Raw genomic sequence first — 12,669 nt, 5'->3', positions numbered from 1 at the left:
TACTGGAAGGTCCCGCCCATCACTAAGCGGGACCTTTTTATTTCTGCAGCCTTGGTTATGCTGGTGCAGGCCATAGGCCAGCGCTGAGCTTTGGGGTCAGGTCTGGGGAGATAAAATTGATTGTACGTATTGCCTTGCTGATTGCTGTCTGCGCGCTGATCACCTCCTGCCAGACCCTGTCAAAAGAAGAATGCGCTGTCGCTGATTGGCGGGTGATCGGCGAACAGGACGGCGCAAGCGGATACAATCCGCAAGATCGCTTTGCAAAACACGTCAAGGCCTGCACCAAGGCCGGCGTCGCCGCTGACCAGACGCTCTGGTACCAGGGCTATCAGAAGGGCCTGCCGCGCTATTGCACACCGCTCAATGGTCTGACTGTCGGCAGTCAGGGGAAATCCTACGCCAATGTCTGCCCGCTTGATCTCGAACCCGGCTTCCGCGAGGGATACGATCTCGGGCGTGTTCAGCACCGCAAGAAAAGCGAGATCAGCACGCTGGAATCGCGCATCAGCGCCATCGAACGGGACATCCGCGCCGACGAGGACCTGATCCGCGACCGCAAGGAAGACCGGCGCACCGTCGAACGCCGGATCGATGAAAACCGCTGGAAAATCCGCGATCTGGAGCGGGACATCGGCCGGATGCAATCCGATCTCCGCCGCATCGAGGATAACATGGAAGATTTCCGCTACAGCTACGCGGCGCGCGGCTGACAGCAACTTTGAGACTGGTCAGGCGGAACCGTTGACTGGAGGTCCACGCATGGCAGAGGGCATCAATTCGCTGGCTGCTTTGGCAGCACAAACCTGGCAGACCTACGAACGCAATGCTGCGCGATTCGATGCGGAACGCGCCAGAGTTCTGTTCGAAAAACCATGGCTCGACCGCTTTGCAGCGCTTCTGCCGCCGCAAGCCGCAATACTCGACATTGGATGCGGCAGCGGCGATCCCATCGCCGCCTATTTTCGCAGCCTTGGCTATCGGGTGACCGGTGTTGACGCTGCACAAGCCATGATCGATCTGGCGCGCGAGAAATACCCCGATGGTGACTGGCGGATCTCCGACATGCGCCACCTGCGACTGGGGCAGACATTCAATGGCGTGATCGGTTGGGACAGCTTCTTCCACCTGACCCAGGACGAACAGCGCACCACACTTGTCCGTCTGGCTGAGCATCTTGGTTCCGGCGGCGCCCTGATGCTGACGGTCGGGCCCGAAGCCGGAGAAGTCGCCGGCCATGTCGGCGACGACCTAGTCTATCATTCCAGCCTCTCACCCGCAGAGTATGAGGCGATCCTGGCCGGTCTGGGATTGCACATCGTCAGTTTTGCCAGCGAAGATCCCGAATGCGAAGGTCATACCGTGCTGCTTGCGCAAGCGAGCTGACCCCGCACAAGCAACATCGCATCAGACCGGGACAACTGACGGCAACGCTGATCCGGATGGGCTGTGGCGCAGCGATACCGGATTGAGGCCGTAGCAGCGCTTGAAAGCCCGGGTGAAGCCCTCGGCGGAGTCGTAACCATAGCGCCGGGCGACCGCGTCAACACGGTCGCCTTTGACCAGGTCCTGCCGCGCCAGAATGAGCCGCCACCTTCGCAGATAGGCCGCCGGCGTCTCGCTGACCACAGCCAGAAATGTTTCCGAGAATCGGCTCAGCGACAGCCCGGCGATGGCAGCCAGATCCTCATTGCGCCACGGGCGTCCGGGCCCGTCATGAATGGCGACGATGGCGCGGCTTAGTCTTGGATCGGATAGTCCGGCCAGCAGGCCCGGCTCCGTCGATCCGGCCTCGATCTGCGCGCGCAGCAGACGCACGATCAACACCTCGCCAAGCCGGTTTATGACCGATGCCGACCCGCATCTCGCCGCCGCGAGTTCCGAACGCATCAGACTGACCAGGCTCGCCGCCTCGCCATCCATGGAAAGATCAAATCCTATCCTGTCAGGCAAAGCAGCAAGCAACGGATTGGCTGCCCCGCCCCAATCCACTTCGGCTGAAAACAACAGGTCCTTGGCTACAAATCCTGAACCGATCCCGGCGGCGCCGAACCAGACGTGGCGCGGAGCCCCATCTTGATCCGCGGTGACCACCAGCGTCGCGGTCTCCGGCGGCGATGGTTTCACTTGCAGGCTGAATCGCTCCATCAAGGTAGTCAATCGATCAAATGACCGCATATCGGTGTTCCTATCAGATAGTTTGGCTTTTACAGATCATAAAACCTGTATACTGGCAGCGCAATCCCGATCCTGAAAGGTTCTCCCAATGCTCATGCCCCGCCAGAAAACTCCCGACCTGAAACTGAAGACGCTCGATCACGGCGATTTCGATCTCACTACCGACGCGTCCGAGCGCGGAACTGTCATCTGCTTTTACCGTGGCCTGCATTGCCCGATCTGCGCCAATTATCTCACCGAGTTTCAAAAGCGTGCGGCCGATTTTGCCGAGCGTGGTGTGGCAACCATCGCCATCAGTTCGGATGGCGAAGAGCGGACACGCCAGATGGCAGAGAAGATCGGCGCCGACACATTGCGTTTCGGCTATGATCTGCCCCTGGCCAAAGCCCGCGAATGGGGGCTCTACATCTCCACGTCACGCGGCAAAACCTCGATCGGCATCGAAGAGCCGGCATTGTTCTCCGAACCGGGCCTGTTCATGGTGACGCCGGAGCAGACGCTGTATTACGGCTCGGTCCAGACCATGCCATTTGTCCGCCCGCATTTCTCCGAACTCGTCGGTGCGCTCGACTTCGCCATCAAGAACGATTATCCGGCCCGCGGCGAATACACCGGCGCCGTATGATGCAGACCAGCGCTAGATCGAGCGCTGGTTGACCCGCAGGGAGAGCGCTTCGGCGCTCTCCACCCGCTCAGAATAACGGTCGACCAGATACTCAGCCCGCCCCCGTGTCAGCAATGTGAACTTCATCAGTTCTTCCATGACATCGACCATGCGGTTGTAAAAAGCCGACGGTTTCATCCGCCCGTCCTCATCAAATTCCGCAAAGGCTTTCGGGACTGATGACTGGTTGGGGATGGTGATCATCCGCATCCAGCGGCCAAGCACCCGCAATTGATTGAGCGTGTTGAAACTCTGCGAACCGCCGCTGACCTGCATCAGCGCCAGGGTCCGCCCCTGGGTCGGGCGGACGCCGCCGATTGGAGCCAGCGGCAACCAGTCGATTTGCGTCTTCATCACCCCGGTCACGGCGCCGTGCCGTTCAGGCGAGCACCAGACATGGGCTTCCGACCAGAGCGACAATTCCCGCAACTCGGCCACCTTGGGATGATTTTCCATGTCGTCGGAAACCAGCGGCAGTCCGGCCGGATCATAGATCCTCACCTCGGCACCCAGCGCTTCAAGCACCCGTTTCGCCTCCAGGGTCAGAAACCGTGAATAGGACCGGATGCGCAGCGAACCATAGAGCATCAGCACGCGCGCTGGATGGTCAGGCTCGCCGGGCAAGGCCAGCCGCTGTGTCTGGGGCAGCTGCAAACTGTCGCCATCAATATTGGGCAGATCATCGGTCATGGCGCGGTGATCACCTCTCCGTCTTCCTTGGTGTAGGTGGCGCCGGGGACAACGTCGAGAAGCGCGAAAACCGCTTCTGACGGACGGCACAGCGCCACGCCTTTTGGTGTGCAGACAATTGGACGATTGACCAGCACCGGATGGTCCAGCATCGCATCCAGGATGGTTTCATCGCTGACGGCGGGATCCGTAAGTCCAAGTTCTTCGGCGGGCGACTTCGACACCCGCAGCGCACTGCGCGGCGTCAATCCCGCAGCTGCGAACAGCCCCAGCAATTGCGCGCGTGTCCAGCCTGTTTCGAGATATTCGACAACAACCGGCTCGCCGGCAATGGCCCGTATGATCTCAAGAACATTGCGGGACGTGCCGCAACCGGGATTGTGGTGAATGACAATGCTCATGCAGCTTTCCGATCTCGCTGGCCTTCGGTTTCACCTCGCTTGAAGCGTCGGTGATCAAGAGACTGCTTAGCGCAACAGCGCACATGGCGCCAGCCACATATCAAGCTTTCTTGATTGATTTTTCAGGGCCCACCAAGCCGGGCGACACAAACCAACACCACTATTCTCCGAGAACATATGCAAACCTCTTGATGTATATCAATGCCGGTTCGGACGGACGCTGTTTTGATGACATTGCAGATCCATTCCGGCTCTGCGCACATGAATGATCATCGTCATCGAGTGGTGTTCATATCCGCGAAGTCCACAGGAACGTCGCGTGTGCCGTTTCAAAGAGGAGATACCAACTATGCAGAAAGACCCGGAAACCAAAGTAGATCGGTCACGTCTCACACTGCTTCTCGGCCTGTCTTCGACAGCGGCGGCTGCAGGGTGCATGGGGACACCAACCGCCCAGAAGAAGGGAGACGACGCATATGACACCTTAAAAACCTTCCGTCCGAGAGACGTTGACACGGCGGGCGGAGAAGGCGGTGAAGGCGGCGGCGGCGGAAGCCACTGACCCAGAGGACGTGCCTGTATATCCCGCCCGGTCGACTTTCTGGATCGACCGGGCAGTGGCATTTGATCGCCGACCCTGACCGGCAAGACAGCCCTGTTCACAGGCTCTAGCCGCAGGCATTGGCGAAGCAGCAAGCTGGACTGATCACTTGAGATGCCGACGGAACCCATGCTCATGTCAGGCGGTTACAACTCGCGAATGCGCGGGCTTCCGCCGCCTGTTGTTTTCGGTCGCAAACCATCAAGAAACAGCGTCTCGAGATACCGCGCGGCATCCTCGAAACGGCCTTCCGCACCACGGTCTGGCCCGAGGATGACCCGCACCTGTGCATCAAAGTCGGCATAGTGCTGGGTGGTCGACCAGATCGAAAATATGAGATGCACGGGGTCTACCGGGTTGATTTGTCCGGCTTTCATCCAGCCGCGCAGGATTTCGGCCTTTTCATCGACCAGTGGTTTAAGCTCACTCTCGAGCAAGCGCTTGATACGCGGCGCACCCTGAAGGATTTCATTGGCGAACAGCCGGCTCTCGCGCGGGAAATCGCGCGCCATCTCGAGCTTGCGGCGGATATAGGACTGCAATTCCGGCAACGGGTCACCGACCTCGTTCAACTCACGCAACGGCTCCAGCCATGTATCGAGCAGGCGTGCAATCAAGGCCTCATAGATGTCCTGCTTGCGCCGGAAATAATACAGCAGATTGGGCTTGGACATACCGGCATGGTCAGCGATCCGGTCGATGGTCGCACCGCGAAACCCGTGAACCGAAAACTCCTCAAGCGCGGCATCAATGATCCGCGCTTCGTTTTCCATCTGGATGCGCGTTTTGCGCTGGGTTTCCATCGCCCGTGCCTTCAAGTGCTGCGTTCCTCTATCCTCACTCATCCGGCTTCCGTTCACCTTGCTCAAGCTGTCGCGGACAACGCCGAATTGGCCTTGACCGGATGGTTGTCCCTGTTAGAGTTTTATCAAACAGTCAAGATTTCGTAACATAGCCTGTCAGCGGAAACAAAGCCTTCAAATTGGCAATTGACTAGAGGAACGGAAAACCCATGCGTCAGGAGGCGCACCAAGCCATGTCAAACCGGCTCAACACATCCCCCAACGACTTGCGCGCGTTCTGGATGCCGTTCACCGCCAACCGCCAGTTCAAGCAGGACCCGCGTATGCTGGTCGGCGCCAAGGACATGCATTTCACCACCTCCGACGGCCGTCAGATCCTCGACGGGACTGCCGGTCTGTGGTGTGTCAATGCCGGCCATTGCCGCCCGAAGATCACCGAAGCGATAGCACAGCAGGCCGGTGAGCTGGATTACGCACCTGCCTTCCAGATGGGCCATCCCAAGGCGTTCGAACTGGCCAATCGTCTGGTCGACATCGCGCCCGACGGCATGAACCATGTGATGTTCACCAATTCCGGTTCCGAGTCGGTCGAGACTGCGCTGAAAGTGGCGCTGGCCTATCACCGCGTCAAAGGCGACGGCTCCCGTTCCCGCCTGATCGGTCGTGAGCGTGGCTATCATGGCGTCAATTTCGGCGGCATCTCGGTCGGCGGCATCGTCTCCAACCGCAAGATGTTCGGCACGCTGCTGACCGGCGTCGACCATATGCCGCACACACATTTGCCCGCGCAGAACGCTTTCACCAAGGGCCAGCCCGAGCATGGTGGCGATCTGGCTTCCGAACTCGAGCGCATCGTCACGCTGCATGACGCCTCCACCATCGCCGCCGTCATTGTCGAACCCGTCGCCGGTTCCACCGGTGTGTTGATCCCGCCGGTGGGATACCTCAAGAAGCTGCGCGAAATCTGCACCAGGCACGGCATTCTGCTGATTTTTGACGAAGTCATCACCGGTTTTGGACGCCTCGGCGCACCGTTTGCCGCGCAATATTACGATGTCATACCCGACATGATCACTTCGGCCAAGGGACTGACCAATGGCGTCATCCCGATGGGCGCGGTGTTCGTGACCTCGGAAATCCATGATGCCTTCATGCAAGGCCCCGAGCACATGATCGAGTTCTTCCACGGCTACACCTATTCAGGCAATCCTATTGCCTCGGCGGCAGCTCTTGCGACGCTGGACACCTACAAGGAAGAAGGCCTGCTCACCCGCGCGGCCGAAATCGCGCCCTATTGGGAAGAGCAGCTGCATTCGCTGAAGGATTGCCCGCATGTCGTCGACATCCGCAACACCGGCCTGATCGGCGCCATTGAACTGGACCCGATCGCTGGCGAGCCGACCAAGCGCGCCTTCTCAGCCTTCCTTAAAGCTTATGACGACGGATTGCTGATCCGAACCACCGGTGACATCATTGCGCTCTCGCCGCCCTTGATCATCTCCAGGGATCAGATCGACGAATTGTTCGAAAAATTGCGTAATGTACTCGAAGGGCTAGCGTAACCATGCAAATCATTGAAAACGCCATTGGCGGCAAACTGACGATTTCCGGCTCGGACCGGCGGTCACCTATCTTCAATCCGGCCACCGGCGAGCAAATCGCCGAACTGCCGCTCTCGACGGTCGAGGAAATCAACACGGCTGTAGCTTCCGCCAAAGCCGCGCAGCCTGCCTGGGGCGCGATGCCGCCGCTCAAGCGCGCCCGCTTCATGTTCAAGTTCAAGGAACTGCTCGACCGCCACGCAGGCGACATTGCCCGCGAAATCTCGCGCGAGCACGGCAAGACCCATGACGACGCGCTCGGCGAAGTCACCCGCGGTATCGAGTGTGTGGAATTCGCCTGCGGCATCCCCAATCTGTTGAAAGGCGATTTTTCCCGCAATGTCGGACCTGGCGTTGATTCCATCGCCGACCGCCAACCGCTCGGGGTTGTAGCCGGCATCACCCCGTTCAACTTCCCCGCCATGGTGCCGATGTGGATGTATCCGATCGCCATTGCTTGCGGCAACACCTTCGTGCTCAAGCCTTCCGAGCGTGATCCGTCAGCGCCGATGCTGGCCTGGAAGCTGTTTCAGGAAGCAGGGTTTCCTGAGGGCGTCCTGAACGTCGTCCATGGCGACAAGCTCGCCGTCGACACATTGCTCGATCACCCCGACGTCAAGGCAATCAGCTTTGTCGGCTCCACCCCGATTGCCGAATATGTCTATTCGCGCGGCACTGCCAATGGCAAACGCGTCCAGGCGCTCGGCGGCGCCAAGAACCACATGGTGGTCATGCCCGACGCCGACATGGATCAGGTCGCAGACGCGCTGATGGGCGCAGGCTACGGCTCGGCCGGCGAACGCTGCATGGCGATCTCGGTTGCAGTACCTGTCGGCGAAAAGACAGCCGATGCGCTGGTCGCCAAGCTCAAGCCACGCGTCGAGGCGCTGAAGATCGGCCCGACCACCGACGAGGCCGCCGAGATGGGCCCGGTGGTCTCCAAGATGCATCAGGAAAAGGTGCTCGGCTACATCGATCAGGGCGTCAGCCAAGGCGCCGAACTGGTGGTCGACGGTCGCGGTTTCTCGTTGCAGGGCTACGAGAACGGTTACTTTGTCGGCGGCACGCTGTTTGACCGCGTCACCACCGACATGACCATCTACAAGGAAGAAATCTTCGGACCGGTGCTGTCGGTTGTCCGCGCAGGAACCTTTGACGAAGCCGTCAAGATGATCAACGATCATGAATACGGCAACGGCACGGCGATCTTCACCCGCGATGGCGACGCCGCCCGCGCCTTCTCCGATTCCATCGAAGTCGGCATGGTCGGCATCAACGTGCCGATCCCCGTGCCGGTGGCCTACCACTCCTTCGGCGGCTGGAAGCGCTCGCTGTTCGGCGATCACTCGATCTACGGCCCGGAAGGCGTGCGCTTCTACACACGTCTGAAAACCATCACCTCGCGCTGGCCCAACGGCATCAAGTCGGGCGCCGTGTTCAATTTTCCGAGCTGAACCATGACCCGTGAACCTGCCACCGCAACAACACTGGTCGATGATGAGCGCGTCCGCGTGACGCGCTTTGATTTTGCGCCCGGGGCTGAAACCGGGTGGCATGTTCACGGCCATGATTACGTGATCACACTGGTCACCGACTGCGAAATGTTGCTCGAAGAACCCGGCGGGACATCCCGCACCGTGACCATGGCGGCAGGCGACGCCTATCGCCGCCCGATCGGGGTCGAGCACAATGTCATCAATGCCGGGACAAAGACGATGAGCTTTGTCGAAGTCGAACTGAAATAGGAGACGACCATGTCCGCACCCGCAGCCAATCTTCGCATCAACGCCGACCGGCTTTGGGATTCGCTCATGGATATGGCCAAGATCGGACCCGGCATCGCCGGCGGCAACAACCGCCAGACCCTGACCGACGAGGACGGCGAAGGCCGCAAACTGTTCCAGCGCTGGTGCGAGGATGCCGGCATGACCATGGACGTCGACACCATGGGCAACATGTTCATGACCCGGCCCGGAACCGATCCCGATGCGCTGCCGGTCTATGTCGGCAGCCACCTCGACACTCAGCCCACCGGCGGCAAATATGACGGCGTCCTCGGCGTGCTGGCCGGATTGGAGCTGGTCCGCACGCTCAATGATCTCGACATCAAGACCAAGCACCCGATCGTGGTGGTCAACTGGACCAACGAGGAAGGCACTCGTTTTGCGCCCGCCATGCTCGCTTCCGGCGTCTTTGCCGGCGTGCACGAACAGGACTGGGCCTATGACCGGGAAGACGCCAAGGGCAAGCGCTTTGGCGATGAGCTGGTCCGTATCGGCTGGAAGGGCGACGAGGAAGTCGGCGCCCGCAAGATGCATGCATTGTTCGAACTGCACATTGAGCAGGGCCCGATTCTCGAGGCTCAGGGCAAGGACATCGGTGTCGTCACCCACGGCCAGGGTCTGCGCTGGATCCAGTGCACTGTCACCGGCAAGGAAAGCCACACCGGCTCAACCCCGATGCCGATGCGCAAGAACGCCGGCCGCGGCCTGGCCCAGATCACCGAGCTGGTGCACACAATCGCCATGGACAACGCGCCGAACGCAGTGGGCGCCATCGGTCATGTCGATGTCTATCCCAATTCCCGCAACATCATTCCGGGCAAGGCGGTCTTCACCATCGATTTCCGCAGCCATGAAATCGATACGCTCAACGGGATGGTCGAGCGGTTGATGGCAGAAGCGCCAAAACTCTGCGACGCGCTCGGTGTCGGCTTCGAGGCCGAGATCGTCGGCCAGTTCGATCCGCCGGAATTCGACCGCGATTGCGTCAAGGCTGTGCGCGACGCCGCCGAGCGACTCGGCTATTCGCACATGGACATTATTTCCGGCGCAGGCCACGATGCATGCTGGATCAACCGCGTGGCGCCAACCGCCATGGTCATGTGCCCCTGCGTCGACGGATTGAGCCACAACGAAGCCGAAGACATTTCCAAGGAATGGGCTGGTGCCGGTGCCGACGTGCTGATGCATGCGGTCGTCGAAACAGCAGGAGTGGTGGAGTAAAACCATGAGCACAACATCAAACATCGTACCGATCGATCGTGCTGACGAACAACAATTGCGCGTCGATCTCGCCGCAGCGCTGAGGCTCGCCGCCTATTACGACTGGCACGAAGGCGTCGCCAACCATTTCTCTGCTGCCGTCTCGCCTGACGGCAAGAAATTTCTGGTCAACCCGCGCTGGAAGCATTTCTCCCGCGCCAAGGCCAGCGAACTGTTGCTGGTCGACGCCGATGATCCCGAGACAATGAAGCGCCCGAATGCGCCCGATCCGTCAGCCTGGTCGATCCATTCCGCCATCCACAAGCACGTGCCGCATGCCCGAGTGGTCCTGCATCTTCACCCGCCGCATGCCACAGCCCTTGCAGGTCTGAAAGACCCTTCGATCAAGCCGATCGACCAGACCACGGCACGGTTCTTCAACCGGCTGGCAATGGACATGAGTTTCGGCGGCATCGCCAATGATGAAGCCGAAGGCGAGCGCATCGCCACCACCATTGGCAATTATTCCAACGTCATGATGGCCAACCACGGAGTCACCACAGTGGCCCGCACGGTGGCTGAGGCATTCGACGCGATGTACCATCTCGAACGCGCCGCGCGCACCATGGTGCTGGCCTATTCGACCGGCCAGCCGCTCAACGTGATGAACGATGAATTGGCCGAATCCGTCGCGCAGGAATGGGATGTCTACAAGGACGCCGAATTCTCGCATTTCGAGGAAATGAAACTTGTGCTCGACCGGGAAAATCCCGGCTACGCAGACTAGACCAGCAGAATTTTTGAAAAGGCCGCATCAAGACGGCTGATCAGAACAAAATTTGGAACAGCAAGAGGACGTGCATCATGAGCACCACCGTCATCAAGAACGGAACAATCGTCACCGCCGATCTGACCTACAAGGCGGACGTGATGATCGAGGGCGGCGTCATCACCGCCATCGGCCCCAATCTGGTCGGCGAGAAGTCGCTCGACGCCACCGGCTGCTATGTCATGCCCGGCGGCATTGACCCGCACACCCATCTCGAAATGCCGTTCATGGGCACCTATTCGACCGATGATTTCGAAAGCGGCACCCGCGCAGCCCTTGCCGGCGGCACCACCATGGTGATCGATTTCGCCCTGCCCGCGCCCGGCCAGTCACTGCTTGAAGCGCTGACCATGTGGGACAACAAGTCGACCCGCGCCCATTGCGACTACTCCTTCCACATGGCGATCACCTGGTGGGGCGAGCAGGTGTTCAACGAGATGGAGACAGTGGTCAAAGAAAAGGGCATCACCACCTTCAAGCACTTCATGGCCTACAAGGGCGCGCTGATGGTTGATGATGACGAGATGTATTCCTCATTCAGCCGGGTGGGCGAACTGGGCGGCATCGCCATGGTCCACGCCGAAAACGGCGACGTGGTGGCGCAGTTGCAGCAGAAACTGCTGGCCGAAGGCAACAACGGCCCCGAGGCGCATGCCTACTCCCGTCCCGCCGAAGTCGAGGGCGAAGCCACCAACCGCGCCATCATGATCGCCGACATGGCTGGCACTCCGCTTTACGTGGTTCACACATCCTGCGAGCAGAGCCACGAAGCCATCCGCCGCGCCCGCCAGAAGGGCATGCGGGTCTGGGGCGAGCCGCTGATCCAGCATCTCACGCTTGACGAGAGCGAATATGCCAACCCAGACTGGGACCATGCTGCGCGCCGGGTGATGAGCCCGCCCTTCCGCAACAAGATGCATCAGGATTCGCTCTGGGCCGGACTGTCCGCAGGCTCGCTGCAGGTGGTCGCCACCGACCATTGCGCGTTTTCGACTGAGCAGAAACGCTTCGGCGTCGGCGATTTCACAAAAATCCCCAACGGCACCGGCGGCCTCGAAGACCGCATGCCGATGCTGTGGACCTATGGCGTTGCCACCGGCAGGCTGACCATGAACGAGTTCGTCGCCGTCACCTCGACCAACATCGCCAAGATCCTCAACTGCTATCCGAAAAAGGGTGCGGTGCTGGTTGGCGCCGATGCCGATCTGGTGGTGTGGGATCCGGAGAAATCCAAGACCATTGCCGCCAGCACCCAGCAGTCGGCGATCGACTACAACGTCTTCGAGGGCAAGCAGGTCAAGGGCCTGCCGCGCTACACGCTGACCCGCGGCCGCGTCGCCATCGACGATGGCGAAGTCAAGCCGCAGGAAGGTCACGGCGAGTTTGTCGCGAGGCAGCCGGTGACGCCGACCAACAAGGCGCTGTCGACCTGGAAGGAAGTCTCTTCCCCACGCAAGGTCGAACGCACCGGCATTCCGGCAAGCGGGGTATGAAGATCATGCTCACGCCTGCGCTTGCCAGAACAGTTGGCATAATTTTCCTCGCGAGCCTTTTTGCCGCCCCGGCAGCAGCCGACATGCTGCAGATTGACGGCAAATACGGAAACAGCGAAGGCTGTGCATTCGACCCAGAGCAGGGAGCCATGAGCGACAACAAGATCATCGTCAGCCCGCAGAATGTCGAATTTCATGAATCGGGCTGTGATTTCCTTCAGGTCCTGTCCGCCTCCTACGGTCGCGCGGTCGTCACGGCACTTTGCTCCGGAGAAGGCGAAGAGTGGGTCTCGACCTACCTCGTCAGGCCAAGCTATGACGATCCAGCCGCTCTCCATTTCAAGATGCAGGGCGGCGACGAGTTCGAATTCACGGTCAGCCGATGCGAGTGAACCAAGCAGTGCGTGAGACGAGCCAGTGTAGGA

Annotated in this window: 15 protein-coding genes; 11 read left to right on the top strand and 4 right to left on the bottom strand. The window is 60.1% G+C overall.

Features of this window, described 5'->3' with window-relative positions; all coding sequences use genetic code 11:
* Positions 1 to 116 precede the first annotated feature (116 nt).
* Together IMCC20628_RS02915 and IMCC20628_RS02910 are read left to right on the top strand one after the other, a co-directional pair.
* Positions 117 to 713, top strand: coding sequence for a DUF2799 domain-containing protein (locus IMCC20628_RS02915; RefSeq protein ID WP_052766269.1), 597 nt, complete (start codon positions 117 to 119; stop codon positions 711 to 713).
* Between the two features lie 49 nt (positions 714 to 762).
* The gene (locus IMCC20628_RS02910) at positions 763 to 1,386 is read left to right on the top strand and encodes a class I SAM-dependent methyltransferase (RefSeq protein ID WP_047028960.1); all 624 of its coding nucleotides are present in this window, start codon (positions 763 to 765) and stop codon (positions 1,384 to 1,386) included.
* A gap of 21 nt (positions 1,387 to 1,407) precedes the next feature.
* On the opposite strand, the gene IMCC20628_RS02905 is transcribed toward IMCC20628_RS02910, so the two are convergent.
* Positions 1,408 to 2,178 carry an AraC family transcriptional regulator gene (locus IMCC20628_RS02905; protein ID WP_047028959.1) on the bottom strand — a complete coding sequence of 257 codons (771 nt, stop codon included), beginning with the start codon at positions 2,176 to 2,178 and terminating at the stop codon, positions 1,408 to 1,410.
* Between the two features lie 88 nt (positions 2,179 to 2,266).
* On the opposite strand from IMCC20628_RS02905, the gene IMCC20628_RS02900 reads away from it, so the two are divergent.
* On the top strand, positions 2,267 to 2,803 hold the full coding sequence (locus IMCC20628_RS02900) for a peroxiredoxin-like family protein (RefSeq protein WP_047028958.1): 537 nt from the start codon (positions 2,267 to 2,269) through the stop codon (positions 2,801 to 2,803).
* Between the two features lie 12 nt (positions 2,804 to 2,815).
* Here IMCC20628_RS02900 and arsH read toward each other — a convergent pair whose 3' ends face one another.
* Together arsH and arsC are read right to left on the bottom strand one after the other, a co-directional pair.
* Complete coding sequence (gene arsH / locus IMCC20628_RS02895; protein ID WP_047028957.1) at positions 2,816 to 3,532, bottom strand: arsenical resistance protein ArsH; 717 nt, start codon at positions 3,530 to 3,532, stop codon at positions 2,816 to 2,818.
* Positions 3,529 to 3,933: an arsenate reductase (glutaredoxin) gene (gene arsC, locus IMCC20628_RS02890; protein WP_047028956.1), complete on the bottom strand. Its 405-nt coding sequence runs from the start codon at positions 3,931 to 3,933 to the stop codon at positions 3,529 to 3,531. Before arsC ends, arsH begins: the two co-directional genes overlap by 4 nt.
* A 349-nt stretch (positions 3,934 to 4,282) precedes the next feature.
* On the opposite strand from arsC, the gene IMCC20628_RS02880 reads away from it, so the two are divergent.
* Positions 4,283 to 4,495 (top strand): hypothetical protein, encoded by a 213-nt coding sequence (locus IMCC20628_RS02880; RefSeq protein ID WP_047028954.1) that lies wholly within the window; start codon positions 4,283 to 4,285, stop codon positions 4,493 to 4,495.
* Positions 4,496 to 4,680: 185 nt separating this feature from the next.
* On the opposite strand, the gene IMCC20628_RS02875 is transcribed toward IMCC20628_RS02880, so the two are convergent.
* On the bottom strand, positions 4,681 to 5,379 hold the full coding sequence (locus IMCC20628_RS02875; protein ID WP_245307867.1) for a TetR family transcriptional regulator C-terminal domain-containing protein: 699 nt from the start codon (positions 5,377 to 5,379) through the stop codon (positions 4,681 to 4,683).
* A gap of 191 nt (positions 5,380 to 5,570) precedes the next feature.
* Here IMCC20628_RS02875 and IMCC20628_RS02870 point away from each other — a divergent pair, with 191 nt between their 5' ends.
* The 7 genes from IMCC20628_RS02870 to IMCC20628_RS02840 all read left to right on the top strand — a co-directional run bounded on the left by IMCC20628_RS02870 (position 5,571) and on the right by IMCC20628_RS02840 (position 12,636).
* Positions 5,571 to 6,899 carry an aspartate aminotransferase family protein gene (locus tag IMCC20628_RS02870; protein ID WP_047032204.1) on the top strand — a complete coding sequence of 443 codons (1,329 nt, stop codon included), beginning with the start codon at positions 5,571 to 5,573 and terminating at the stop codon, positions 6,897 to 6,899.
* Between the two features lie 2 nt (positions 6,900 to 6,901).
* Positions 6,902 to 8,392, top strand: a complete 1,491-nt coding sequence (locus IMCC20628_RS02865) for a CoA-acylating methylmalonate-semialdehyde dehydrogenase (RefSeq protein WP_047028952.1) — start codon at positions 6,902 to 6,904, stop codon at positions 8,390 to 8,392.
* 3 nt (positions 8,393 to 8,395) lie between these two features.
* Entirely contained in the window at positions 8,396 to 8,683 is a 288-nt protein-coding gene (locus tag IMCC20628_RS02860) for a cupin domain-containing protein (protein WP_047028951.1), read from the top strand.
* Positions 8,684 to 8,692: 9 nt separating this feature from the next.
* Positions 8,693 to 9,943: a Zn-dependent hydrolase gene (locus IMCC20628_RS02855; RefSeq protein WP_047028950.1), complete on the top strand. Its 1,251-nt coding sequence runs from the start codon at positions 8,693 to 8,695 to the stop codon at positions 9,941 to 9,943.
* Between the two features lie 4 nt (positions 9,944 to 9,947).
* A complete protein-coding gene (locus IMCC20628_RS02850; protein WP_047028949.1) occupies positions 9,948 to 10,709 on the top strand; it encodes a class II aldolase/adducin family protein in 762 nt (253 codons plus the stop codon).
* A gap of 77 nt (positions 10,710 to 10,786) precedes the next feature.
* Positions 10,787 to 12,244 carry a dihydropyrimidinase gene (gene hydA, locus IMCC20628_RS02845; RefSeq protein ID WP_047028948.1) on the top strand — a complete coding sequence of 486 codons (1,458 nt, stop codon included), beginning with the start codon at positions 10,787 to 10,789 and terminating at the stop codon, positions 12,242 to 12,244.
* Entirely contained in the window at positions 12,241 to 12,636 is a 396-nt protein-coding gene (locus IMCC20628_RS02840) for a hypothetical protein (RefSeq protein ID WP_047028947.1), read from the top strand. The genes hydA and IMCC20628_RS02840 overlap by 4 nt, the downstream gene beginning before the upstream one ends.
* Positions 12,637 to 12,669 lie beyond the last annotated feature (33 nt).

Source organism: Hoeflea sp. IMCC20628 (assembly GCF_001011155.1).
Taxonomy (GTDB): Bacteria; Pseudomonadota; Alphaproteobacteria; order Rhizobiales; family Rhizobiaceae; genus Hoeflea.
The sequence above is the reverse complement of the archived record's forward strand: the minus strand, read 5'-3'. Positions and strand labels throughout refer to the sequence as shown.